Consider the following 24,063-nt stretch of genomic DNA (forward strand, 5'->3'; position numbering starts at 1 on the left):
AGCCGATCCTATCTCTGATATGTATATTGACAGAGTACCACGCCGGAAGAGGCGTGGGAAGGGGATAAATGGAATGCGTGGGAGGGAGAGGGCCCCCGGGCTATCGCCCGAGAGCCGCCTTCACCGCATTACCGATTTCTGCCGGATTCTTCACCACTTTCACACCGGCCGTTTCGAGCGCCTTCATCTTTTCCGTCGCCGTGCCCTTGCCGCCGGAAATAATCGCCCCGGCATGGCCCATGCGGCGGCCTGGAGGAGCGGTGATGCCGGCGATAAAACTGATCACCGGCTTCTTGATGTTCTTCTTGATGAACGCCGCAGCCTTCTCTTCCGCATCGCCGCCAATCTCGCCGATCATGACGATGGCATGCGTCTCGGGATCCTTCTCGAACAATGGCAGCACATCCACAAATCCGGTGCCGTTGACCGGATCGCCGCCGATCCCAACACAGGTCGTTTCGCCAAGCCCTAACGTCGAGAGCTGATGCACGGCTTCATACGTGAGGGTCCCGCTGCGGGACACCACGCCGACCACACCCTTCTTGTGAATAAAGCCTGGCATGATGCCGATCTTCGCTTCGTCGACCGTGATGACGCCGGGGCAGTTCGGCCCAATCAAACGCACATCGCGGCCATAGAGGGCGCGCTTCACCTTGACCATGTCGTTCACTGGAATGCCTTCGGTAATGCAGATGATCAACTTCACACCGGCATCGGCGGCCTCCAGAATCGCATCGGCGCAAAACGGCGGCGGGACGAAAATCAGCGACGTGTCACAGCCCTCTTTCTTGACGGCATCGGCCACGGTATTGAAAACCGGAATGCCTTCGACTTCCTGCCCTGCCTTACCCGGCGTCACCCCGGCGACCACCTTCGTTCCATAGGCCTTGCACTGCGTCGCATGGAAGGAGCCTTCCTTCCCCGTAATCCCCTGCACCACCACCCGCGTGTTCTTATTAACGAGAATGCTCACGATGTCCTCTTTTCTTTCTCGCCCGCCCCACCACGGGAAGGCTTCGCATCACTCTTGGGAGGTACGGGGCTAAGTCCCCACTGCGCGCGTTCAACGAGGGCCCTTCGAGGCCGCGCGTTGCGCGAGCACAGGGACTTGACCCCGTGCCTCCCTCACTTCCTACGCCGCCTTACCCGTCAACTTCACAATCTTCTGCGCCGCTTCCCACAAATCATTGGCCACGTCCAGCTTCAATCCTGATTCGGCCAACAGCTTGCGGCCTTCTTCGGCGTTGGTCCCCTGCAACCGGACCACGAGCGGAACCGTAATTTTCACTTCTTTGGCTGCTTCGATCACCCCATGCGCAATGCGTTCGCAGCGCACGATGCCGCCGAAGATGTTGATGAAGATGCCCTTGACGTTCGGGTCTTTCAGGAGAATCCGGAATCCGGCTGCCACCGTGTCTTTCGTGGCGCCACCGCCGACATCCAGAAAGTTCGCCGGTTCGCTGCCGGCCAGCTTGATCACGTCCATCGTTGCCATGGCCAGGCCCGCGCCGTTCACCATGCAGCCGATGTTGCCGTCGAGCTTCACATAGTTCAAATTGCTGGCGGTCGCCTCGATTTCCAATGGCTCTTCTTCATTGAGATCGCGCATCTGCTGGACATCGGGATGCTTGAACAGGCCGTTATCATCGAAGGACACTTTGCCGTCGAGCGCGACCAGTGTCTTTTCCTTGGTGATGATGAGCGGGTTGATTTCAACCATCGCGGCGTGTTTTTCCATGAACAATCGATAGAGATTGCCCAGCATCTGAATAAAGGGATTCATCACCGCCGGCTCGATCGTATTGAGGCCGAGACCAAAGGCAATGTTGCGCCCATTGTAGCCCTGGAACCCCACGGCGGGATCAATCAATTCCTTGATAATCTTCTCAGGCGTCTTTTCCGCCACTTCTTCGATTTCCATCCCGCCTTCAGTGCTGGCAATGAACACAGGCCATCCCGAATCGCGGTCCACCAGGATGCTCAGATATAGCTCCTTGCTGATATTTGCGCCCTCTTCAAGAAGGAGGCGATGCACTTGACGGCCTTTCGGTCCGGTCTGGTGGGTCACTAGGGTTTTCCCGATCAACTCCTTGGCAAGCCCCGCCACAGCCGCCTTGTCCTTGGTGATCTTGACGCCGCCGGCCTTGCCTCGACCACCCGCGTGAATCTGCGCTTTCACGACAAACACGGGCGTATTCAGCTCATTGGCCCAAGCCGTCGCCGCTTCCGGAGACGTTACTTCTTTCCCCCGGGGAACCGGCACTCCAAATTGCGCAAACAACTGTTTCGCCTGAAACTCATGGACATTCATCTGAACCTCAAAGAGCTAATAGCTGATGGCTAATGGCTTAGGCACGGAACTGACGGCGATTCGGCTTTCTTGCCATACGCTATCAGCCATATGCCATAAGCTCCTTACGTTTTTCTAGTATATGCCGGCAGGATCATCGGAGAGGTGACGCCGCTGACATTCCCGTGTTTTTTAGCGTCGGCCCGAAACCGCTGCAGATGCTGCACGGTCAATTTTCCATGGGACATCGATGCCGCACGGGACGCCGCCGTCAATCCTGAGCGTTTGCCGAACACCATTAAATCCAGCAGCGAATTGCCCATCAGACGGTTCCGCCCGTGCAACCCGCCGGAGGCTTCGCCCGCGACGAACAAATTCTTCACATTGGTTTCCGAATTCGTATCGATCTTCACTCCGCCGTTCTGATAGTGCAGGGTCGGATAGATCAACACGGGATCTTTGCTGATATCGATGCCGAACCGCTCGAACTGCATCATCATGGCCGGGAAATGCTTTTCCACCGTCCCCGGTCCATGTTCCGCATCCAAGAGCGGCGTATCCAGCCAGACGCCGACACGTCCGGACATCGTCCGGATGCCGCGCCCCTCTTCACACTCCCGAATGATCGAAGAAGAAACGACATCCCTGGTATCGAGTTCGTTCACGAACCGTTCGCCCTTGGCATTCACCAAATGGCCGCCCTCTGAGCGAATCCCTTCCGTCACCAACTGCCCAACCAACTGCTCGGGATAGACCGCTCCTGAGGGGTGATATTGGAACGTATCGATGTGGGCCAGCTTGGCGCCCATGCGGTACGAGAGGCAGAGCCCGTCTCCCGTCGCGCCATAGTGGTTGCTCGTCGGAAACCCTTGAATATGCAGCCGGCCAATTCCGCCTGTTGCGAGAATGACGGACTTGGCAGCCACGACGACGAAGCGATGATTATCCAAATCCTTGAAAATGGCGCCGGTGCATTGGCCGTGTTCGTCGCTGAGCAGCTCGACCGCCGCACAGAATTCGAGCAGCTGAATTTTCTGATTGAGAACTTCGTCCTTGAGGACCCGCATGATCTCAAGGCCGGTATAATCGGAGCAGGTCAGCAGGCGCGGCTTGGAGCTTCCGCCCCCTTTCTTCACATGCAGATTGCCGTCCGCCTGCCGGTCGAACAGCACGCCCAGCTCGATCAGCCACTTCGCGATCGACGGCCCTTCTTCAACCATGACCTTGAGCAGGTCATGATCGTTGTGCATGTGGCCGCCCTTGAGCGTATCGATGAAGTGGGTGACCGGCGAATCTTCCGGCGCGACGGAGATCTGCATCCCGCCTTGCGCCATCACGCTGTTGGAGTCGCCCAATCGCAGCTTGGTCGCCAGCATCACCTTGGCCCCGGCATGATGCGCATGCAACGCCGCCGCGCAGCCAGCGCCGCCGCCCCCGATCACGAGCACATCGGTCGTGTACTGCGGGGTCAGATCCATCTCGTCGGTAATGAGGCTGTCGCCTTCGAGCAAGGTCGCCAGTTCCACGACCGTCTTTTCATCGGCATTGGGGCCGAATCGAATCGGGCGATAGGCGCTGGCGCGATAGTCGGGGTGATACTTGTGGATCAGCTGATCGCGGTCAGCCGGAGAAAACTTCGGGATGGTTTGCTTGCGTCGAGCATCCCGAGTCTGGTGAACGATTTGTTGCAGCGCGTGAATGTCCATGAATTTGCTTTCAGCTATCAGCGTTCGGCGTTCAGCAGCGACATCTCTCAGGAGCTGAGAGCTGATGGCTGACTGCGTCCCAGGCTATTTCACCGTCGCACAGTGATCGGCTAATTCCTTCTCGCTCATTTTGAGAAGCTTCTTCCACTCGTCGTTGTACCGGCCCTCTTGAATTTCCTTGATCCGCGCATCCAATCCCACCGGCTTCTCGGTAAAGCGCGCGCCCTGCGCCCGGCTCACATACAGCGCCACCAGGTTCGGGGCAATGTCGGCGATACAGACCGGCGTGCACATACCGCACATCACGCAGTCCATGAACATCTCCGACACGCTCTTGAAGTCGCCGAAAACCGCTTTCCAAACCCCTTCACGCACATCGATCTTCTGCGGGCAGGCCTCGGTGCAGGCATTGCAATTCCGGCACAGCGGCGCTTCGGGATAGAGATTGAAGAGGTCCTGCTTGGGATCCTTGAGCGCTTGAATATCGTACGTCGCCTTTCGCGCGGGGAAAGGCGGCATGATGGTGAAGGACATCCCGTCCTCCACGGCCATTTGGCAAGCCAGGCAGGTCCGCACCTTGGGATCGTCTTTCGTGCGATAGTACGTCGCGCAGGCGCCGCAGAATCCCCCGAGACAACCGGCCCCCCGCACCACTTCCTGCCCCGTGTACCACAAGGCCTTGATGACGGTGATCCCTTCCGGGACGTCGTACTTCTTGCCGGAGATTTCAATCGAAACCATCCGGGGCTGCATGACCTCGGGCTGATCGATCACATTGGTGTTGTCTTGGGCCATCTATTTCCCCTGGAAGGCTAGAGGCACTGGGCAAGCGGCTAGGGGGTCGGAGTTCACCTCCTCGCCCCTAGCCTCTCACCCCGTAACCCTGTTATGCAATCGCGTCAATGATCGCGTTCAACGTAGCGCTCGGGCGCATGGCCTTCGAGGCCTTCGCATCGTCGGGATGATAGTATCCGCCGGTATCGACCGGCTTGCCCTGAGCGGCAATCAATTCACCGGCAATCTTGGCTTCGTTATCCGTCATTTCCTTGGCCACCTTGGCGAAACGCGCCGCCAGGTTCTTGTCCTGCGTCTGCTGGGCCAGCGCTTGCGCCCAGTACAGCGCCAGATAGAAATGGCTGCCGCGATTGTCGATCTCGCCCACTTTACGCGCTGGTGATTTATTGCTCTCCAGGAACTTGGCGTTGGCTTGATCGAGCGTATCCGCCAGCATCTTGGCGGCCGGATTGTTCGCGACTTTGGCCAGGTGTTCCAAAGACGCGGCGAGTGCCAGGAATTCTCCCAGCGAATCCCACCGCAAATAACCCTCTTCTTGGAACTGCTGCACATGCTTCGGCGCGGATCCACCCGCACCGGTCTCGAACAGGCCCCCGCCATTGAGCAGCGGCACGATCGAGAGCATCTTGGCGCTGGTCCCGATTTCGAGAATCGGGAACAGGTCCGTCAAGTAGTCGCGCAACACGTTCCCGGTCACAGAGATCGTATCCTTGCCTTCCTTAATCCGCTCCAGCGAAAGGCGCGTGGCATCCGCCGGGGTCATGATCCGGATGTCCAGGCCGGTCGTATCGTGATCCTTTAAATACTGATTCACCTTCGCAATCAACTGCGCATCGTGCGCACGAGCCTTATCCAGCCAGAAAATCGCCGGGGCTCCGGTCGCCCGTGCACGGGTCACGGCCAGTTTCACCCAGTCGCGGATCGGGGCATCCTTCACCTGGCACATGCGCCAGATATCGCCCTCTTCCACCTGATGCTCCAGCAACGTCTTGCCTGACGCATCGACCACGCGGATCGTGCCATTGCCCGGCGCCTTGAAGGTCTTGTCGTGCGACCCGTATTCTTCCGCTGCCTGCGCCATGAGTCCGACGTTGGGCACGCTGCCCATTGTCTTCGGATCGAGCGCGCCGTGTTTCTTGCAGAAATCAATGACCTCTCGATAGACCGGCGCATAGCTGGCGTCGGGGATGACGCACTTGGTGTCCGCCAGCTTTCCGTCCGGGCCCCACATCTTGCCGCTGTCGCGAATGACCGGAGGCATGGACGCATCGATGATAATATCGCTCGGCACGTGCAGATTGGTGATGCCCTTGTCGCTGTTCACCATCGCCATCGGAGGCCGCTTCTGGTAGACCGCCTGAACATCGGCTTCGATTGCCTTGCGCTGATCTTCCGGCAAGGCCTTGATTTTCGCGTAGAGATCGCCGATGCCGTTGTCCGGATCTACGCCCAGCTTCTTGAGCGTCTCGCCGTGCTTCTCGAATACATCTTTGTAATAGACCGTCACGGCATGACCGAAGATCTTGGGGTCCGAGACCTTCATCATGGTAGCCTTCATGTGAAGCGACCACAAGACGCCCTGCTTCTTGGCATCCTCGATCTGCTCCTCAAGGAACTTGCGCAGGGCCTTGACGCTCATATAGGTGGCATCGATGACTTCACCTGCCTGCAACGCCACTTTCGGCTTCAGGACGGTTGTCTTGCCGTCCTGGCCCACAAACTCGATCCGCGCATCGGTCGCCGCGGTCGTGGTCAGTGACTTTTCGTTCGAAAAGAAATCGCCGCCCTTCATATGGCTGACGTGCGACTTGGAATCCGGGCTCCAGGCGCCCATCTTGTGCGGATGCTTTCTCGTATGCGCCTTCACGGAGAGCGGCGCGCGGCGGTCGGAGTTGCCTTCGCGCAACACCGGGTTGACGGCGCTGCCTTTGACTTTATCGTAGCGGGACTTGATGTCCTTCTCTTTGTCGTCCTTCGGATTTTCCGGGTATTCCGGAAGCTTATAGCCCTGGCTCTGCAATTCCTTGATCGCCGCCTGCAACTGAGGCAACGAGGCGCTGATGTTGGGCAACTTGATGATATTCGCTTCCGGCTTCTTGGCCAGCTCGCCCAATTCGGACAGCGCATCCGGCTGCCGCTGCTCCGGCGTCAGGTATTCAGGAAACACCGCGAGGATGCGTCCAGCCAGCGAGATATCCCGCAGTTCCACCGACACACCAGCGGCTTTGCTGAAGGCATTGATGATCGGCAGGAACGAATAGGTCGCAAACATCGGCGCTTCGTCCGTCTTCGTATAGATGATCTTGTCCGCTTTCGTCGTCATGGCTCTCCCTCTTTTGGTCGTACGATTTAGTTCAGCGCGTTCAACGCTGAACCAGCCTTGAACCACGCAATCTGCGGCTCGGTGATGCTGTGGTTCGCCTGGATGGTGAGCGCCGTGCCATCCGCCTTGTGTATGGTGACGTGCACCGGCTTGCCGGGAGCCAGGCTGTTCAGCCCCGTCACGCTGATGCGGTCTTGCTGCTCGATCTTCTCGTAATCCTTCGGGTCCGCAAAGGTCAACGCCAAGATCCCTTGTTTCTTCAGGTTCGTTTCATGAATGCGCGCGAAACTCTTGACCAACACCACTTTCACGTTCAGAAAACGCGGCGACATCGCGGCATGCTCGCGGCTGCTGCCCTCGCCGTAATTCTCGTCGCCCACGACGATCGATCCGATCCCCTTCGCCTTATAGGCGCGGGCGATCTGCGCGATGGTCAGGTTCGATTCGCCGGTGAGCACATTGGTGCCCTTGCCAGGCTCCGACGAAAACGCGTTGTTCGCGCCGAGGAACATGTTGTCGCTGATCTTGTCCAAGTGGCCGCGGAACTTGAGCCAGGGACCGGCCGGAGAAATGTGGTCCGTGGTCGTCTTGCCCTTGGTCTTGATCAACAGCGGCAGCTTGTCGAAATCCTTCCCGTCCCAACGGGGGAAAGGCTGCAGTAACTGCAACCGTTCGCTGGTCGGGGGAATATCGACCGTGAGGCCTTCGCCGTTTTCCGCCGGCGCCACGAACCCTTCTTCGCCTTTGGCAAAGCCCTTGGCGGGAAGTTCTTCGCCCTGCGGCGGCTCCAGCTTGAATTCCTTGCCGTCCGCGCCCTTGATGGTGCCGTTGACCGGATCGAACCCCAGGTCGCCGGACAAGGCATAGGCCGTCACCACTTCCGGGCTGGCCAGGAACGATAACGTCTCGTTGATGCCGTCGTTGCGGCCCGGGAAATTGCGGTTGAACGAACTGACGATCGAATCCGCCTTGCCCTTCACGCCATCCGCGCGCTTCCACTGGCCGATGCAAGGGCCGCAGGAATTCGAGAGCACCGTGCCACCCAACTGCTCGAATGTCTCCAGAAAGCCGTCGCGCTTCATCGTGTGATAGATCCGCTCGGAGCCCGGCGAGACCAGGAACGAGGCCTTCGCCTTCAACCCGGCCTTCAGCCCCTGCTTCGCGATATGGGCCGACCGGCTGATGTCTTCATACGAGGAATTCGTGCAGCTGCCGATAAGGGCAGCCTTCACCTCGATAGGATAGCCCTTCTCCTTTGCTTCGGCGGCCATCTTGGAAATGGGCCGGGCGAGATCCGGCGTATGCGGACCAACCACATGCGGCTCCAGCTTCGAGAGGTCCACTTCGACAATCTGGTCGTAATATTTCTCCGGCGATTGATAGACTTCCGGATCGGCCACCAGCAGATCCTTGTTCGCGGTCGCCAGATTCGCAAGCTCCGCGCGATCCGTGATGTTCAGATAGGCCACCATCTTTTGATCGAAGGGGAACACCGAGGTCGTGGCGCCCAACTCCGCGCCCATGTTGCAAATGGTGCCCTTGCCGGTCGCGCTGATGGTCTCGGCCCCGGGGCCGAAGTATTCGACGATCTTGTTGGTGCCGCCCTTGACCGTCAGCAGACCGCAAAGATAGAGAATGACGTCTTTGGGCGAGGCCCAGCCGCTCAACTTGCCGGTCAGACGAATACCGATCAACTTCGGATGGAGCACTTCCCAAGGCAAGCCAGCCATCACTTCACCGGCATCCGCGCCGCCGACACCGATGGCCAAGCCGCCCAAGCCACCGCCGTTGGGCGTATGCGAGTCGGTCCCGATGATCAAGCAGCCGGGGAACGCATAATTTTCCAGCACCACTTGATGAATGATGCCGGCGCCCGGCTTCCAAAATCCGATGCCGTACTTCTTCGCGGCCGAGGCCAGGAAGTTATAAACTTCTTTGTTCTCGTCCATCGCGCGGAGCAGGTCCTTCTCGGAACCCATCTCGGCACGGATCAAGTGGTCGCAATGGATCGTGCTGGGCACAGCTGCCTTCTTTTTATTGGCCTGCATGAACTGCAACACGGCCATCTGAGCCGTGGCATCCTGCATCGCCACACGGTCCGGGCGCAGGGCCAACATGGCCCTGCCGCGATCCCAGGTTTGCGTATCGAAGTTGTCTGCGTGAGAAACCAAAATCTTGTCGGCGAGCGTCAGGCCACGGCCGAACTTCTTTCTGGCCTTGGCAAACACGTCCGGCATTTTCTTATAGAGATTCTTCGCAAGATCCATCGACATGACTTCTCTCCTTGCTCTCAGACTAGAGGGACGAGGCGAGGAGCGAGGGGGTAGACCTCTCGCCGCGCGCCTCTCACCACTTGCCTACTGTAATGGCGGCACTTCCCGCGACTATTTCAGCGGCGGGACCTCCCGCCGTTTCGGGGCGGCATAGTTGACCAGGTAATCGAACAGCCGGATCAAGCGGCTTTCCTGGCGCTTCTGATCGACCCAATGGCCGATCAAGCCGATCGTCCGGGATAGAATGAAGAAGCCGTTCAAGCTGTCGACCGGGAATCCGATATCGACGAGCACGGCGGCCATCGTTCCATCCACGTTGAGAATCAGGTTGTCCTTCTTCGCCGCGGTGACCTGCTCGACCTGCAACGCGAAATCGAGGCACGGCGTCTTGATCGGCAGGCTCTTCACATAGCCGACAAGCTCCTTCACACGCTTGTCCGGATTGCGCAGGCTCTTCACGCGGTGGCCGATGCCGGGAACCGGGCCATGATTCTTCTTCATATAGGCTAGAAATTCGTCCACCGACATCTTGTTATCGACCGCATACTTGAAGAACCGGCCGGCATCGGTGACCGCACCGCCGAAACGCGGGCCGATCATGATCATGCCGGCGGCCACGGACTGCGAGAGCCCGATTCCGGCACAGGCCGCGAGAATCGTGGCGTAGGCGCCGCTCACGCAGGGGCCGTGATCGGCGGAGAGCATCATGATGCGCTTGATGATTTCTGCTTCCTGCTTCGAGATCAGGCGCTTGTCCCACAATAGTCCGATGACATGGGGAATTTCGTAGCCCTTATTGATCAGCTCAGACGCGGGATACCCGTCGTAGCAGGGCTCATCGCCGCGGTCATCGCTGATCGTGGTGCGGATCAGCGGAGCCACCATCACTTCGTCGGCCTTCATGGCTTCTTCGACGGTCTTCGGCAGCTTCGGCAAGGACGCCGGCTCAACCGGGGCCTTCACCTGCCCGGACTTGAGCAACTCTTCGTACGTATCCTTGATGGCGGGACCGAGCGCACCGAACGTGGGCGGAACCAATGCGCCGGCCTTCTTCAAGGCATCGGACTTGGACCGGGCTGATCCTTCGCCCTTCATACCTTCCTTGGCCCCCGCATGGCCAAACTTCATGCCCTTCGGCAGGCTCTCCTGACAGAAGCCGGACACGACCGCGATCAATTTCACCCGGCGCTTCTTGGCGCCATACCACTCGGCTGCGCGCTCTTCGAGGTCACCGCCCATTTCGCCAACGATAACCACCGCCTTCGTCTGCGGATCGTTCTCGAACATTTCCAGATAACTGACATAGTCGGTGCCGGGATAGGCGTCGCCGCCGATGCCGATGGCCGTTGTGATGCCGTCCGCAAACTGCGAGCAGATCCAGATAATTTCATTGGAGAGACCGCCCGATTTGGTAATAACGCCAAACGATCCTTCGCGGTAGAGCTTCGAGAGCACGAGATTGTCGAACGCGCCGCCGATCACGCCCAGGCGGCAAGCGCCCGCCGAGATGATGCCGATGGACGAGGGGCCGTTGAACACCTTGCCCAGCTTGCGCGCATGGGCGCCGAGCAGCTTGGCATCCTTTTCCGGCACGCCTTCGGTGATCATCGACACGACCTTGATATGCGCGTCGTCGAGCGCTTCCATGCCGCCCTTCATCGCGCGATCGGCGCCGATATACACGAGGCTCGTGTTGATGGACGGATGATTCTTCGTGGCTTCGGCAATGGTCTTATAGACTGGAATGGCGATGAGGCCACTGCCGTAAGGGATTTCATTGGTCTTGCCGGCATCGGGCGGATAGACGAACGCCTCGACATTCAGCGGACGCTTGATCAAATAACAAAATTCGGCCATGCGGCGGGCGGCGTTGACACCGGCTTGACCACCCTGAATCACCACGCGGGTGTCTTTGTTTGCCAGAATACTCATCGGGATCTCCCCTTCTTAAAAAAACTGTGATGGGTGATAGGTGACGCGTGCAGGCAGTCCTTCCAGCCGGCACGCATCACTGATCACTGGTCACTTGACTTGGAGCGCTTTATCGACAATGTCGGTCAGCGGTGTGTTGCGGTCGAAGACATTGATATCGAAGCCTTCGTCCTTGAGCGCGCGCATGGCATCGAGCCCTTCCTTTTCACGCGGACCGCCGCGGCGCACCCAGATTTTCACATTGTTCATCTTGCCATCGGCCTTCGCCTTGCGGAAGCCGTTGATGATGCCGCCGAAGGTCTTTTTCACGTCGGTAAAATTCGCGATGGCGCCGCCCACGATGATGTTCTTGATGCCGGGCAGCGAGCAGACTTTTTCCGTGAGCACTTCCACGGCCCAATCGGGCGGATCGCCTGAATATTCGGCATAGTTCGCCAGCTTGCCGCCGCGCGCCACAACCGCATCGGAATAGTACACGCTGGCGCCCCCGCCAGCCGGCAACATGGCGGTATCGCCGCCGGGGATTTCAATGAACTTGACCGACCCCTTGATCTTGGAATCGACGGCCATCACTTCCATTTCGTTCTTGGAGTAGGCCCGGCCGAATTCCGCGGCAAAGGCAAAATTCCAATCCGGATGGCGGAACTTCGCATCGCCGTCGAGCAGCGTGACCGCATCGAGAGCCACCAGTTCACCGTCGCTCTCACGAACGACAACCGGATTCACTTCCAGATACTGGGCATCTTCGTTGTCGAAGCAGGCAAACATCTTTCCGGCAAAGTCCGCCATCTTCTTGGCCAACGGACCGGCAAATCCTGCTTCTTTCGAGAGCTTTTCAAGAGATTCCGCCGAGGGAGCCTGTCCGACTTCGAGGCAGAGGCGCTTGACGCGCTCCCAATTGGATTCGACTTCGATGCCACCGCAGTTGGCGACGAGGATTTCGCTGCCTTCACGGGTGGACTTCACCGCACAATAATATTCTTCTTTGTGAGGAATCATTTCCGACACGATCACCTGTGTGACCGTGATGCTCCCCACCTGCCGGCCGATCATTTCCTTCGTCGCCGCTTCGGCAGTCTTGAAATCCAGATCGACCTTGACGAGTCCAAGCTTAAAACGGGATCCAAGCGCCTCATGGGCCTTGGCGACCAGCTTGGATTTTTTGAGCCATTCATTGGCTTGCCCCAACTTGGTCAATTCATCAACAGACGTCACCACCACATAATTGGGGACATTGATCCCCCACTTCTTCATCAACCCCATCCCGGGGCCTTCAAGCACCTTAGCCATGACATCACTCCTTCAACGTAGCGAACACCAGCGATAAGGGAGCAGGATTCTAACGAAATCAGTCAGATGACACAATACACCAGAGGAACTAACCATCAGGGGATCAAAAGACCTAGCGGCGAGGTCTACGGAGAGGGCAACGTATATAACTCGCTGAAACTTCAGGTGAACGACGCGCCGTATCCCGTTCTGGATAGTTAGAACGGGATACGGCAGGAAGCTCCTGCATCTCTCTATTTTAGATCGCTTTCAGGAAGGAATTACGTACCCACCCCTCAATATCCCCATTCTCAACCAATTCCACCTTGCTCCAACGGTCGCGCTTCTCCAAGAGCACCACTTCCGTCCCTTGTGTGAGCGGTTCGGCAACGGAGGGGCACTCCACGCCTGGACCGCTGCGAATATTCAGCGACGATGCGGTCACGCGATATCGCACAGGCTCCTCTTCGGTGCGGCCCAGCACCATGGCGCGAACATGTTCCAGTGGGAAGGCCGGGCCTGGATCCCTCTTCCGCTCAGGAGCGATGTCTTCATGTCCCACCACATCCTTGAGGCCGTACTGCCGGACCAAGAGCTGAGCCAGCTCTAAGGCCCGCTGGATCTGCACTTCCGTGTAGGCCTGCCACCAGCGCGGTTCGTCATCAAGACGATGCTTGGCGTAGAGCACCTGATCCTCCCCATACATCGTCCCGAACCAGGCCTGGTATTGATCACCCACTTTTTTGAGCGGCCCTGCGTTGTCCATTTCAATGCCGATGGAGCAGCTGTTCAGCCCACTCATCCCATCCCAATGACTGACACCTGCATGCCAGGTCTTCACGTTGAACGGCGCAAGCTGGCAGATCGACCCGTCTCTGGCCAGGATGAGGTGCGCAGACGCCTTCGCCTCCGGGTTCGTCAGCCAATCAATCGAACTCTGGGCACTCTTCCCCGCAGTATAGTGAAACACGAGATAGCGCGGAGCGAGATCGCCCCCCTTGTTCGGAGTCTCGACGAAGGAGACGCCAGCCCCCACAAGGCGATCGTTCTCGATAGCAAGACTTGCCCTTGGGGCCACTGCGGCCGCGCGCCTTGCACCCGCCGATGGCATCGCCTTTTTCTTCTTCAGAACACTGCGCCGTTTCGACGCGCCTGCCTGCGCCATAATGGAATCCCTCCGTTCCCGACAATCCGTCTCGCCTGTTCGTCAGACCGACCATTCAATGGCCGAACCGCATCAGCCGCGTTTTTTTGACGACTGATTCGCATAGCGTTGATAGCGAATGCCGCGCCGTGCGCCTTTCATCTGCGACTTGATCTTCAGCCGCCTCGCCGCCACGGCATCGCCTTGCGCCGTAAAGGTGTCATGATCGCCCTTTTGCGGGTCGAAAAATCCGACATACCCTCCGGGGTTCACCCCAAAGGACCGCAAGGTCTTCCCTTTATAGGCGCGCCCGAGAAAATCGTTCCGGCCGCCTTTCTCCTCACCGCCCGTAAAGTATAAGGGCAGCACAAAATTCGAGACCTTGACGCCATCGATGTCATAGCTTTCGGCCTGCACTGCGTCACACATTTCATACCAATGAAACACCGTTCGTTTGGCATCAACGGGATGCGGCCCCTGCACCAACAAATTCACCTCCGCATCCCCAATGAGTTCCAGCGCTTCATGCGACAACGTCACCGTCCATTCTTCTTTCATCTGTTTGGCGAGTTCGGTAAAGACGAACCCATAGGGGACTCCGGCATTCGTCATGTCGTGATAGCCAAGCGCGTCATCGACATCCACTGAATCCCACAGGTACAACACGGCATCGCCTCGCATATCTGCCAGATTCTGCTTCGAGGGCTTTGCCCCACTGCGCCCTTCCAGCCGCAACTCCGCCCCAATATGCCAATAAGGCTCAAAATCCTCTCTGATCTGGCGGTTGATCGCCCGAATGGCGCCCTGCAATTCCTCATCGGAAATCTTGCCGTTCGTGTGATTGATGATTGAGATGATCATAACCTGCCCTCCTGGTTCCCTTTGTCCGCCGCATTAACTTCAACGATTATTTCTTCATCTGACAGTTCTCACAATAAAACGAACTGCGTTCACTTTGTACACGTCGAATTACGCTTCCGCAACTGTTCGGACAAGGCTGGCCTTCTTTGCCATAGACAAGATGATGCTGTTTATACTGTCCCAACGTCCCGTCCGGCGCAAAGAAATCCTTCACGCTCGATCCTCCACATTGAATCGCGTGCCGGAGAACTGATTGCATGACGCAATGGAGGCGCGCCACTACAGGGGATGTCAGGCGGCTGGCAATCGCGTTCGGATGGAGTTTGGCGCGAAACAGGATCTCGTTGGCGTAGATATTTCCAATGCCGGCGATGGTCTGCTGATGCATCAAGAGCGCCTTCAGCCTGCGCCGCTTGGACCGAAGCAGTCCAGCAAAGTCTTCGATTCGCACTTGGAGGGGATCACATCCAAACCGCCGCGCGCGATAGCGGTTAAGCCCTTCGCAATCCAGCAGCGAGAGCCGGCCAAACCGGCGGGGATTCCAATAGCGCAACGAGGACGCCTTCGCGCCCTCACACTCCAGCGTGGCATGCACATGTTGCGGAAGTCGAATTTCAACGGAAGGCAGGACTAACAACCCGGTCATCCCAAGTTCCGCAACCAGATAGCGAGAGCCGCCCGGTTTCCGGCATTCCAGCACCACACTCTTCCCATACCGTTCGACGCCGGACACGATACTACCCGGATACCATTCAAGCGAACCCGCCCCCTCACGGATGATATCCAGCCGTCCCACCGCGATCGTGGCGATCCGCCCCCCGACAAGCTGCGCACGGATTTGGCGTGCCGCCACTTCTGCTTCAGGCAATTCAGGCATCGACCACCTAATATGTGTACGAGAGGAGCACGGTCTGGATAGTGATTACGCCATGGGAGGTGAGCAAAACGCAATGCGGGAAATCGTCGTCTGCCTAGGCCACGCGCGGTTTATGAGCGGCCCTGGCATCCCGGCTAATCCGGTGGGCTCGAAGCTTGAGAACTTTTCCTATCGTTTCCTGCAACTTCGGAAGCGGTTGTGCGCCAGGCCGTCTCGATTTGACAAAGGCGACGGCCTCCTCATACGCCATGCCCTGGCTGCAACAAAAGTAGGCGATCACCACCGAGGCCGATCGTCCCATTCCCGCTCGGCAGCAAACCATCGTGCGCCTTCCAGGAGAACGGCTTTCCAACCAAGCGACAGCTTGATCGAGACGCACCGGATCAACGGCGGAAAATTCCCTGAATGGAATGTGTTGATATTCCAGCCAGGCCGGCGGCTCAACCTGATATTCTTCCGCCACCAATAACAGCGCGCCGATAGCAGCCATCGGCTGGCGCGCATCATCGATATTTCCCAGTAAGAGCGTATCGGTAATCAAATGCATCGTGCCTTCAGTATAATCACTTCCTTCGATGCGTCAAGGCGCTTGACGCTGCCAGGCTCTTGGTTGCAGGAATAAAGAAGCGGACGCTATACTATCGAGGAATACAACGAAATCGGAGAACCGCCTATGCCCGGACTGGCTCCTGAAGAAGTTGAACGGCGCCTGACCTCCGTTCAGTGCGCCATCTGCAAAGGCGACCGCTTCGGAATCGACCGCCGGTTTATGCAGCCGGATGGCGAATGGCGGAGCGTCTGCATGAAATGCCGCTACAGCTTCCCCGTTTATACCGATATGGAGTTTTATCAGCGCACTCAGCCGGATATTCCCTACCGGCTCAAGGAAATCTCCTGCACCGCCTGCAACCACCGAGGCGTCAATCTGGATTTTCGCGCGACGATGTCGGTTCGTGAGTCCATCTACTTCGTGACCTGTCTGAGCTGCAAGCGGCAATTCCCCGAACGCTCCTCCATGGAGGCGTTTGAATAACTCCCCATTACCCAGCCAGTGTGGTGTATACTGTTCTTATGGACGACAAGATTAAACAGCCAGACCCTGAACCAACGCCTAAGATCCGTAAAGAGATCCCGCTGATCTCTGTGCCGAACGACCGCGACATGATCGCCGCAGAAATGGCGGAGATGTTCGACGAAGACCGGGTGAGCCACCAGCACGGCAGCTCCGAGCCGGAAGCGGACTAGCCCCTGACGCTCTCCGTCATCTACTCTCAACACCCATTTCTACCGATCCTTAGCCAATGCTGTACCCATTAGATTGATCGGATAATCTGCACCGCCGCATCCCGCTCGATTCGGCCCACGGCTGACACTTTCCCCTCTCGTTCTTTCCGCACAACCCGCTCGATCTGCACGATGGCCCCGCGGTGCCACGCATCAACCGCGGCGTTCTGCGGCGATGCCAGCCGGTCTTGCCGGCCGATTTCCGATCGCCCCAACTCGTTGCAGAGCCACGCCCGCTTCTCGCCTTTCATCTCACGCAATTCGCTGACCACCCGATACACATCTGGCCTGCGCTCGACGATGGTCCGTCCATCTTTTCTGAGCAGGAGATAGGAGAACTTCAATGAATCTTTGATGAATCCCACCTCTTCGTCGATCTCTTGAATTTCAGGCGGCGTCTCCCACGGCCGCTCTTCATGACACCAATCAAACGGGTTCACCAGCGCGGGGCAACGGTGTTCGTGAAGGCAGGGGCTGTAGACCGTGCAGACCTTGTCCTGAACCAGTCGATCACGGACGTGATGCAATGCCCTCGATGTTTCCCGCAAGGCCGGCTCAACAATGAGCACTGTGCCAGTCGGCGCGAGCCTCGCTAGAAGCAGCGCAACCCACTTCCCCCGTGCCTCCACCGGATCGGCCGTTCGAGAGAACAGCTCGTTCAAACAATTCGCCACGATGATGACATCATAGGGCGCGTGTTGTTCGATCTGTTGGAACCATGGCCCGCCCGGAGACCGCTCCAGGTATCCCTCGTAGGTGGTCAGTTGCCCACCGGCCACTCCCGATTCTTGGCCATAGGCATCCCATAGATGCCTGGCCTGTTTGAGCGCCTCCCCCGATGCATCGACCGCGACAACAGCGAGATCCTCCTCACGATCCGGACGATACTGATGCAGCCAGTCGCGCACGGCCAATGTGCCGGTGCCTGGTCCCGCCCCCACATCCAGCACGCGGATCTGAGCACCGCGCCCTTGTTCCGTCCAGTCCTGCGGCATCTCATCGAGCACGCTTTGAATCTTAGAGAGATTTACCGGGAGGAAATACCGGAGATAGGCCGCGGCATAGGCCGGATTATCCAGATAGCCAGCCAAAAGAGAGGATCGATCTTTCGTGAAAAGTTTTGAGAGGTCAGCCACGGCCTGAGCAGGGCGATCCCGCCCGCCTCGTACCATGCCATTGGTAACCTGCTCAATGGAATTGAGCACCTGTACTGAGAGCCGTGCGGCCCCCTTGCCGTTGAAGGTCATCATAGCCTAATGTATGCGTAACTAAGACTGGAGGGCAACCATGAATGATCCCGTTCTTGAGGCATATAAAGAGGTCGAGGCGGCAATGGAACGTTTCACCCAAGTCCTACACGAACATGTGCTCTATCTGCAAAATAGCGAGCCGCCTGGGTCAGACAAAGTCGTCCGGATGACGAATGGCTCCAAGGCCATGCGCGATAGCGCTGGAATCTACCTCTCCTATGCCAAGTATGTGGCCTACGGCATGCCTGCCAGCGAGGATTTGATCGAGGACGAATTACAGGGCTAACCGCCAGTCGTCAGCGATCAGCCTTCTGCATTCAACGCTGGCTGCTGAAGACTCATTCGAAAATAAAGAGCCCGTCAGGATCTCATCCTGACGGGCTCTTTATCTATACGCTCGTGCTCGTTAGATGCTGCGCATGAAATGCGCGACGTCTTCCTGATTGACCGCGCCGCCCATCACCTGAGACAGGGCGACGTTGGTCGACTTCTTTCCGGTCAGACCGGACTCGACTTCGTCCACAATCAATTCCACCGGCATCGACTGACCGCCATAGACGCGCGGGCCGCCGATGATCTTCGCCTTGGAGAAGCCGTAAATCGCCGTGGCCACTTCCTTCGCCAGCCAGCCGACATAATTGAATTCCGGCACGACGATCAGCTTGGCATTGGCGCACAGCTTCCGCAGCTCCTGCGTCGGGAACGGGCGGAGGGACCGGACCTTGATCAGGCCAATCTTGATGCCCTTTTCGGCGCAAATCCGAACTGCTTCCCGCGACTGCGCACAAGCGCTCCCTGAGGCAATAATCACCGCCTCGGCGCCATCGACGTTTTCGGCCGTAACCAAGCCGCCCATATATTGATTGATGTACTTGCGTGACCGCTCCACCGCCGCCCAGACTTCCTGCTGCCAGACCGCGTGAATGTTGTACGCCATGAAGTTCGACTTTTGAACCGGAGCATCGCGGGACAAACGCGCGGGAGGATTCTCCGCATCGAGCACCGGCACCGCGCCATGGTACGCTTCCCGAGGGGGAAGCTTAATCCCGCGATCCTGCATGCGCACATACCCGCGTGCGTGGGTGACAAAGAACCCGTCGCAGCAGACGCCAACAGGAAGGGTGACGTCGTTCTTTTCGCTGATGATAAACCCGGCCATCGTGAAGTCGAACATGTCCTGCTGATTTTCAGCATGAAACACGATCATGCCGCAATTCAGCAGATAGGAGACTTCGATGTTATCGGGCTGAATCGCCAGAGGCGCGTTCACGACACGGCAGGTAAACATCGCGACGGCGGGCAACCGATGCCCTGGCCATGAGGCAATCCCTTCAAGACCGCGCAACGTGCCGGGACCAGCCGTCGCCGTGTAGCACCGCACCCCGGAACGCGACCCGCCGGCAATAGCGGCCATGACGCCGACTTCTTCTTCGCCGCGGTAATACTCCTTGACGTAGCCTTCGCCGTACAGCACGCCGACCAGCTGCATCGTTTCGCTCTGCGGCGTGATGGGGTAGGCGATCGCGAGATCGACGTTCGAGCGGCGAATGGCCTCCTTGGCGGCTTCACTGCCCGTAATAAACTCTTTCGTCCGCGGGGCTTCATGAAACATATACTCGGGCGTCACCACCCGCTGTCTCTTTGCCTCGGCATGCGGATCCTTTTTGGCTTCCACCTTTGGAGCCGCGACACTGGTGCCTGGATTATTTTTCACTTCGGCTTCGCTCATAGTTATACCTCTTGGCTATATCGCCGTGACCGACCCTCTACCCCTCGCGCTTCATCTGCTCAGCTGAATGGCCGAACGCCGAGGCGCTCGTCCCGCTCGCTGCCACCGGCGCAAAGGTCATAGGGTTGGTGTGCGTTTTCCCACCGTGAACTTTCGATTGCGTGCCGGTAAAGCGAACGTTCTCGCCATTGGCCGGCAACTTGATCCCCATTTCTTCACGGACTTTCTTGAAGATCTGGGCGGTTTTCTTCAACTTGAGCGTATCCGAGTCCCGAATGGTCAACATCGCATCTTCATGGCCCTGCTCGGCGCAGATGGCCATGGTGCAACAGTTTGTGCCCGCCCGAATCATCTTGAGGGTCAGGTTGGCGTAGTGGCAATGGACCCCGACGAAAATACAGGCTTCGATCTTGTTGCCCCAGATCGTCAAATTCGGGTGATTCGGATTGATGACTTCCTCCGGATCGATCTTGGGATACTTGGGGCGATAGTCCGGCATGGGAATAATCATGACATCCGGGATTTGCGCGGCGACTTCAAGCAAGGCCTTCGCCTTTTCAACCGCGTGCTCATTCCAGGCCCATAACACCAACGGCCCAGGGAAAATGGTGGCATTGGGACTCGTCAGCATCTTCCTGGCCATTTCTTCAATGACCTTATCCTCATTGGTCTCGAGCAGCCCGTAATAGAGGCCCTGCCCGGGATCAGGAAGCTGGACGCCCAACTGAGCGGCTGACGGAGGATGGAAGCCTGCCGGCCCCGGTACAATGATGCGTTCTCTGGTATCTTGCGTTGTTCCCACGCCCGTTCCCCTTTCCTAATACTTACCCGACGACGGGACTTGCCAGCACGGCAGTCGTGCTCTTTTCCCCATAGGTAATGTTGTCGGTCAACGCCGCCAGCGGCAATTGATCAATCATGATCATCTTAATGGCATTATTCTTCGCCATGTTGTCGCACACCCAGACACATTGCGCGCAGCCCTTGCAGCGGTCGACGGCGACATAGGCCGATCCGTACTTGAAGCCTTTGTCCTTCCCCATTTCGTCACTGTACTGAATGGTGTTGGCTTCCGGGCAATATTGCGTGCAGAGCTTGCAGCTCTTGGCTGCGCAAATTTCAACGTTGATATCGGCGACGAGGTACATGGAAAGCCTCTTTCAGTTTAGAAAATGACGAACACTACACCGCGGCAGCTGCCGGCGCCTCGACCTTTTTCACGGACGGCGCGGCCCAGCCATGATCAACCGCATAATTCCAGCCCGCACGAATCACCGCCACGTTCTTATCAATCAGTTCCTGCTTCTTCTTGAATTTCCGCTCGACGACACTGTCCAGCGCCGCCGTTCCACCGGACACCACAAAGCCCTTGCCGAGGAACCGGTCCTTCACGGCTTGATCCAGCGCGGCCATCGTGGTGAGGCCCGTGATCGCCCCGATGCACCCCATCAGCGCCATATTGGTCGCCAAGTCCATTCCCGCCACATCGAGCGAAATCTTCGTTGCGGGGAAGTAGTAGAGCTTCGCGCGGCGCTCTTCAAGTTCTCGCGCCTGGTCTTTGTGCAGATTCATCGGGCCATCGTTGTTGATCAACGCGATCCCGTCTTCCTTCAGGCCGAAATAGAACGGCATCGTATAGGATTTTCCGTGCGTAATGACCTGCGGATGGAAGATGATGATGATATGCGGGAACGTGATTTCCCCGATCTCGTAAATCGGTTCGTCCGACACACGGACATAGCTCTCGACCGGCGCCATGCGCTTTTCAGACCCATAGAAGGGAACGATGGTGCTTTCCCCGCCGGCATTGATGACCGCCGTGCTGAGAATGTGCGAGCCCGTCACCACGCCCTGCCCACCGACACCGGCCATCCGAATGTTAAACCGTTTTGCCATAATCGATCCTCCTTACGCCCGGACTACGCCTTGGGAATCGCCCCGGCTGGAGCCGCAGGCTTCGGGAGATATTCCTTATAGCCATACCGCTCAGTGAGATATTGCTTTGCTTCTTCGCTGACATACTCGGAGAACGCATACCGGTCGTTTTCGACCGTCTTTGCGTCTTCCATCACCTTGTCGGTCGGGATCGCGTACTCGATGTTGCAGGAGGTGTAGGCTTGAATGTAGGTCGAACCGACTTCACGGGCAATCAGGACCGCCTTCTTGATCACGCTTTCCACACGGCGCGGATTGTTCGGCACCACCGTCGCCACATAGGCGCATCCGGCCACTTTCGCCATCTGCAACATGTCCATCTTCTCGAACTTCTTGCCGAGCGGGGCCATCTTGAGCACCGCACCGCGATTGGTCATGCCGCTCTCCTGGCCGCCCGTGTTCCCGTACACTTCGTTGTCCAGCATGATCGTCGTAAAGCGTTCCTTCCGGAACCACGAGTGCAGAACCTGCTGGAAGCCGATGTCGGCGGTGCCGCCGTCGCCGGCCATCACGACCACATCCTTGGGCTTATCGCCGAAGCGGAGACGGAGCCCGCGTGACAGTCCGCTCGCGACGCCGTTCTGGTCGCCGTAGTTGCCATACACGAAGGGAATCGCCGCCTGCGAAATGGCCAACCGTCCACACCCGGCCGTTCCGACCGTGATCGTATCTTCTGGATTGGGGAAGGATACCATCGCCAGCCGGATAAACAGGGTCATGGCGCAACCGGCGCACATGGGATGCTCTTCCAAGATTTCCTTGAAGCTCCCCATCTGCGACACAGACACCTTCTTCCCAAACGGGCCATGTTCGACCATGTCCCGATATTCTTTCGGCATAAACCGTTCAAAGCCGTTGGAAAACTTTACATAATCGAGACTCATTGCGGCACCTCCCTTATGTCTCTGCAACGGAGAACCGTTGCATATCAATGCAGCTTACTTTCTATTAACCGTGTAGCGCGCGCAGGATATGAGGATGGACAACTTGCGTATTCCTGCTCATTGGGTCACTCGACCGCGGCCATCCTAGCAAAGGCCAAAAAACCCTGTCAAATGTATTCCTGGCCCCATGCCGATCTTGCGCGAACTGGTCAAATTCTATAACTTCGTGATTATCAACGCAACTTTTCAGAAGACCCACCTCTTCCCAAAGAAGGCCTAGAAGAGCCTATCCGCTATAGGCCATTCGCCCTAACCTATGGGTACCCGCGAGCAGCCCCATTCCAGTCCCCCATACTTTCTATGCGTTCCTTGATCTCTTTGATACACGTTGGCATTGCCGATCACCCGCAATCCGTTTAGACTGGAGCCCATGGCTAATCGCGTATTGATCCCCGGGGAAGACGATGCGGGGACACAGGTCGGCGGCGTCCACAAGCGCCCCCCGATCCCCGACAACTCACTCAAAGCCGAGTGCCCCAAATTCATGGCTCATGGCCCCTGCGGTGGCGTGCGAAAGGGAGGCTTCTGCGAGGTCTATCCCGAGATGAAGTGCCCTTGGGTCTCGCTGTTTATTGAGCTCGAAAAAATAGGCCGCACCGATTGGATGAAACAAGTCTAGCGAACACATGAGGCGTGAAACGTGAAACGGAACACGACAAAAACAAAACCGGGCACTACAAAACTGGGCTACAACGAACGGCATGCCAAGAGCGGCATCACCGCGTCACTGCCTGCGATTGAAACATTTCCCAATCAGTACAAGGGCTATGAAATCACGATCGAGATTCCCGAATACACCGCGATTTGCCCGAAAACCAATCTGCCAGACTTCGGCACGGTCACCATTCACTATAGGCCCAACAAGGCTTGCCTGGAGCTCAAATCCCTCAAGATGTACATCCACGCCTATCGCAACCTCGGCATCTTCTATGAAAATGCCGTAAACCGCATGCTGCACGACATCGTCACCTCCTGTCGGCCGGTCTGGGCCAAAGTCACCGGCACCTTTGCCGCACGAGGCGGGCTGCGGAGCGTGATCGAGGCCCGATACCCTCACCCCTAACATTCTTTCGGCTCCCGACCGCCACCACGCCCCTCAAGTTGCCTGCACAATCCACCGATAGTCGTACCGTGCTCCTGTGCGCGGGTACGGTCTCCGTACCCACGACCTGCGTCACCTGACTCAACCGCCTGTGGGAATTGAGACGAGCGAGGGATCTCAATGAATGTCGCGCCCCTGCCGGAGGATGAAGCCGCCCGCCTCGCGGAACTCCAGTGCTACCACATCCTCGACACCGCTCCCGAAGCATCCTTCGACGACCTGACCGCCCTGGCCGCGCAGATTTGTGACGTGCCCATTGCCCTGGTCAGCTTGATCGACCGGCAGCGCCAATGGTTCAAAGCCAAGGTGGGGATCGACGCAGCGGAAACCTCGCGCGACATCGCCTTTT

Annotated in this window: 24 protein-coding genes; 6 read left to right on the forward strand and 18 right to left on the reverse strand. The window is 57.8% G+C overall.

What is annotated here, in order from left to right:
* Positions 1-100: 100 nt before the first annotated feature.
* The 12 genes from sucD to RI101_01880 form a co-directional block, all read right to left on the reverse strand.
* Complete coding sequence (gene sucD, locus RI101_01825; GenBank protein ID MEC4888772.1) at positions 101-973, reverse strand: succinate--CoA ligase subunit alpha; 873 nt, start codon at positions 971-973, stop codon at positions 101-103.
* Positions 974-1,132: 159 nt separating this feature from the next.
* Positions 1,133-2,311 (reverse strand): ADP-forming succinate--CoA ligase subunit beta, encoded by a 1,179-nt coding sequence (gene sucC, locus RI101_01830; GenBank protein MEC4888773.1) that lies wholly within the window; start codon positions 2,309-2,311, stop codon positions 1,133-1,135.
* 104 nt (positions 2,312-2,415) lie between these two features.
* On the reverse strand, positions 2,416-3,996 hold the full coding sequence (locus tag RI101_01835; GenBank protein MEC4888774.1) for an FAD-binding protein: 1,581 nt from the start codon (positions 3,994-3,996) through the stop codon (positions 2,416-2,418).
* An 84-nt stretch (positions 3,997-4,080) separates the two neighbouring features.
* Positions 4,081-4,791, reverse strand: a complete 711-nt coding sequence (locus tag RI101_01840; protein ID MEC4888775.1) for a 2Fe-2S iron-sulfur cluster-binding protein — start codon at positions 4,789-4,791, stop codon at positions 4,081-4,083.
* Positions 4,792-4,882: 91 nt separating this feature from the next.
* On the reverse strand, positions 4,883-7,114 hold the full coding sequence (locus RI101_01845) for an NADP-dependent isocitrate dehydrogenase (GenBank protein MEC4888776.1): 2,232 nt from the start codon (positions 7,112-7,114) through the stop codon (positions 4,883-4,885).
* Between the two features lie 26 nt (positions 7,115-7,140).
* The gene (locus tag RI101_01850) at positions 7,141-9,387 is read right to left on the reverse strand and encodes an aconitate hydratase (GenBank protein MEC4888777.1); all 2,247 of its coding nucleotides are present in this window, start codon (positions 9,385-9,387) and stop codon (positions 7,141-7,143) included.
* Positions 9,388-9,498: 111 nt separating this feature from the next.
* Positions 9,499-11,319 carry a citrate/2-methylcitrate synthase gene (locus tag RI101_01855; protein MEC4888778.1) on the reverse strand — a complete coding sequence of 607 codons (1,821 nt, stop codon included), beginning with the start codon at positions 11,317-11,319 and terminating at the stop codon, positions 9,499-9,501.
* Positions 11,320-11,409: 90 nt separating this feature from the next.
* Entirely contained in the window at positions 11,410-12,609 is a 1,200-nt protein-coding gene (locus RI101_01860) for an ATP citrate lyase citrate-binding domain-containing protein (GenBank protein MEC4888779.1), read from the reverse strand.
* A gap of 238 nt (positions 12,610-12,847) precedes the next feature.
* Entirely contained in the window at positions 12,848-13,753 is a 906-nt protein-coding gene (locus RI101_01865) for an N-acetylmuramoyl-L-alanine amidase (GenBank protein ID MEC4888780.1), read from the reverse strand.
* 72 nt (positions 13,754-13,825) lie between these two features.
* Entirely contained in the window at positions 13,826-14,593 is a 768-nt protein-coding gene (locus RI101_01870; protein MEC4888781.1) for a hypothetical protein, read from the reverse strand.
* A 46-nt stretch (positions 14,594-14,639) separates the two neighbouring features.
* Entirely contained in the window at positions 14,640-15,470 is an 831-nt protein-coding gene (gene mutM / locus RI101_01875) for a bifunctional DNA-formamidopyrimidine glycosylase/DNA-(apurinic or apyrimidinic site) lyase (GenBank protein MEC4888782.1), read from the reverse strand.
* Between the two features lie 94 nt (positions 15,471-15,564).
* Positions 15,565-16,017 carry a dual specificity protein phosphatase gene (locus RI101_01880; protein ID MEC4888783.1) on the reverse strand — a complete coding sequence of 151 codons (453 nt, stop codon included), beginning with the start codon at positions 16,015-16,017 and terminating at the stop codon, positions 15,565-15,567.
* 126 nt (positions 16,018-16,143) lie between these two features.
* Between RI101_01880 and RI101_01885 the strand changes: the two genes are divergently transcribed.
* Both RI101_01885 and RI101_01890 read left to right on the forward strand, forming a co-directional pair.
* Positions 16,144-16,503 (forward strand): hypothetical protein, encoded by a 360-nt coding sequence (locus RI101_01885; GenBank protein ID MEC4888784.1) that lies wholly within the window; start codon positions 16,144-16,146, stop codon positions 16,501-16,503.
* A gap of 38 nt (positions 16,504-16,541) precedes the next feature.
* Entirely contained in the window at positions 16,542-16,715 is a 174-nt protein-coding gene (locus tag RI101_01890; protein ID MEC4888785.1) for a hypothetical protein, read from the forward strand.
* 68 nt (positions 16,716-16,783) lie between these two features.
* Here the strand turns inward: RI101_01890 and RI101_01895 are convergent, their stop codons facing one another.
* Positions 16,784-18,004 carry a small ribosomal subunit Rsm22 family protein gene (locus tag RI101_01895; protein ID MEC4888786.1) on the reverse strand — a complete coding sequence of 407 codons (1,221 nt, stop codon included), beginning with the start codon at positions 18,002-18,004 and terminating at the stop codon, positions 16,784-16,786.
* Between the two features lie 37 nt (positions 18,005-18,041).
* Between RI101_01895 and RI101_01900 the strand changes: the two genes are divergently transcribed.
* Positions 18,042-18,290, forward strand: coding sequence for a hypothetical protein (locus RI101_01900; protein MEC4888787.1), 249 nt, complete (start codon positions 18,042-18,044; stop codon positions 18,288-18,290).
* A gap of 120 nt (positions 18,291-18,410) precedes the next feature.
* Here RI101_01900 and RI101_01905 read toward each other — a convergent pair whose 3' ends face one another.
* Genes RI101_01905 through RI101_01925 form a run of 5 tightly spaced genes read right to left on the reverse strand, consistent with a single transcriptional unit; the run spans position 18,411 to position 22,552 of the window.
* Entirely contained in the window at positions 18,411-19,733 is a 1,323-nt protein-coding gene (locus RI101_01905) for a transketolase C-terminal domain-containing protein (protein ID MEC4888788.1), read from the reverse strand.
* Between the two features lie 37 nt (positions 19,734-19,770).
* Entirely contained in the window at positions 19,771-20,535 is a 765-nt protein-coding gene (locus tag RI101_01910) for a carbon monoxide dehydrogenase beta subunit family protein (GenBank protein MEC4888789.1), read from the reverse strand.
* Between the two features lie 22 nt (positions 20,536-20,557).
* Positions 20,558-20,881, reverse strand: coding sequence for a hypothetical protein (locus RI101_01915; protein MEC4888790.1), 324 nt, complete (start codon positions 20,879-20,881; stop codon positions 20,558-20,560).
* Between the two features lie 34 nt (positions 20,882-20,915).
* Positions 20,916-21,629, reverse strand: a complete 714-nt coding sequence (locus tag RI101_01920; protein ID MEC4888791.1) for a 2-oxoacid:acceptor oxidoreductase family protein — start codon at positions 21,627-21,629, stop codon at positions 20,916-20,918.
* 23 nt (positions 21,630-21,652) lie between these two features.
* On the reverse strand, positions 21,653-22,552 hold the full coding sequence (locus RI101_01925) for a thiamine pyrophosphate-dependent enzyme (GenBank protein MEC4888792.1): 900 nt from the start codon (positions 22,550-22,552) through the stop codon (positions 21,653-21,655).
* A 430-nt stretch (positions 22,553-22,982) separates the two neighbouring features.
* Here RI101_01925 and RI101_01930 point away from each other — a divergent pair, with 430 nt between their 5' ends.
* The 3 genes from RI101_01930 to RI101_01940 all read left to right on the forward strand — a co-directional run.
* Entirely contained in the window at positions 22,983-23,231 is a 249-nt protein-coding gene (locus RI101_01930) for a methylenetetrahydrofolate reductase C-terminal domain-containing protein (GenBank protein MEC4888793.1), read from the forward strand.
* Between the two features lie 21 nt (positions 23,232-23,252).
* The gene (gene queF / locus RI101_01935; GenBank protein ID MEC4888794.1) at positions 23,253-23,675 is read left to right on the forward strand and encodes a preQ(1) synthase; all 423 of its coding nucleotides are present in this window, start codon (positions 23,253-23,255) and stop codon (positions 23,673-23,675) included.
* Between the two features lie 159 nt (positions 23,676-23,834).
* Positions 23,835-24,063 (forward strand): GGDEF domain-containing protein (locus RI101_01940; GenBank protein MEC4888795.1); only part of this gene is annotated, 229 nt, incomplete at its 3' end.

Source organism: Nitrospira sp. (genome assembly GCA_035968315.1).
Taxonomy (GTDB): Bacteria; Nitrospirota; Nitrospiria; order Nitrospirales; family Nitrospiraceae; genus Nitrospira_D.

Bases quoted from the DNA above. Each gene is read 5' to 3' on its own strand.
- sucC (MEC4888773.1), bottom strand. From the start codon at position 2,311: ATGAATGTCCATGAGTTTCAGGCGAAACAGTTGTTTGCGCAATTTGGA.
- RI101_01835 (MEC4888774.1), bottom strand. From the start codon at position 3,996: ATGGACATTCACGCGCTGCAACAAATCGTTCACCAGACTCGGGATGCT.
- RI101_01840 (MEC4888775.1), bottom strand. From the start codon at position 4,791: ATGGCCCAAGACAACACCAATGTGATCGATCAGCCCGAGGTCATGCAG.
- RI101_01845 (MEC4888776.1), bottom strand. From the start codon at position 7,114: ATGACGACGAAAGCGGACAAGATCATCTATACGAAGACGGACGAAGCG.
- RI101_01850 (MEC4888777.1), bottom strand. From the start codon at position 9,387: ATGTCGATGGATCTTGCGAAGAATCTCTATAAGAAAATGCCGGACGTG.
- RI101_01855 (MEC4888778.1), bottom strand. From the start codon at position 11,319: ATGAGTATTCTGGCAAACAAAGACACCCGCGTGGTGATTCAGGGTGGT.
- RI101_01860 (MEC4888779.1), bottom strand. From the start codon at position 12,609: ATGGCTAAGGTGCTTGAAGGCCCCGGGATGGGGTTGATGAAGAAGTGG.
- RI101_01865 (MEC4888780.1), bottom strand. From the start codon at position 13,753: ATGGCGCAGGCAGGCGCGTCGAAACGGCGCAGTGTTCTGAAGAAGAAA.
- RI101_01870 (MEC4888781.1), bottom strand. From the start codon at position 14,593: ATGATCATCTCAATCATCAATCACACGAACGGCAAGATTTCCGATGAG.
- mutM (MEC4888782.1), bottom strand. From the start codon at position 15,470: ATGCCTGAATTGCCTGAAGCAGAAGTGGCGGCACGCCAAATCCGTGCG.
- RI101_01880 (MEC4888783.1), bottom strand. From the start codon at position 16,017: ATGCATTTGATTACCGATACGCTCTTACTGGGAAATATCGATGATGCG.
- RI101_01885 (MEC4888784.1), top strand. From the start codon at position 16,144: ATGCCCGGACTGGCTCCTGAAGAAGTTGAACGGCGCCTGACCTCCGTT.
- RI101_01890 (MEC4888785.1), top strand. From the start codon at position 16,542: ATGGACGACAAGATTAAACAGCCAGACCCTGAACCAACGCCTAAGATC.
- RI101_01895 (MEC4888786.1), bottom strand. From the start codon at position 18,004: ATGATGACCTTCAACGGCAAGGGGGCCGCACGGCTCTCAGTACAGGTG.
- RI101_01900 (MEC4888787.1), top strand. From the start codon at position 18,042: ATGAATGATCCCGTTCTTGAGGCATATAAAGAGGTCGAGGCGGCAATG.
- RI101_01905 (MEC4888788.1), bottom strand. From the start codon at position 19,733: ATGAGCGAAGCCGAAGTGAAAAATAATCCAGGCACCAGTGTCGCGGCT.
- RI101_01915 (MEC4888790.1), bottom strand. From the start codon at position 20,881: ATGTACCTCGTCGCCGATATCAACGTTGAAATTTGCGCAGCCAAGAGC.
- RI101_01920 (MEC4888791.1), bottom strand. From the start codon at position 21,629: ATGGCAAAACGGTTTAACATTCGGATGGCCGGTGTCGGTGGGCAGGGC.
- RI101_01925 (MEC4888792.1), bottom strand. From the start codon at position 22,552: ATGAGTCTCGATTATGTAAAGTTTTCCAACGGCTTTGAACGGTTTATG.
- RI101_01930 (MEC4888793.1), top strand. From the start codon at position 22,983: ATGGCTAATCGCGTATTGATCCCCGGGGAAGACGATGCGGGGACACAG.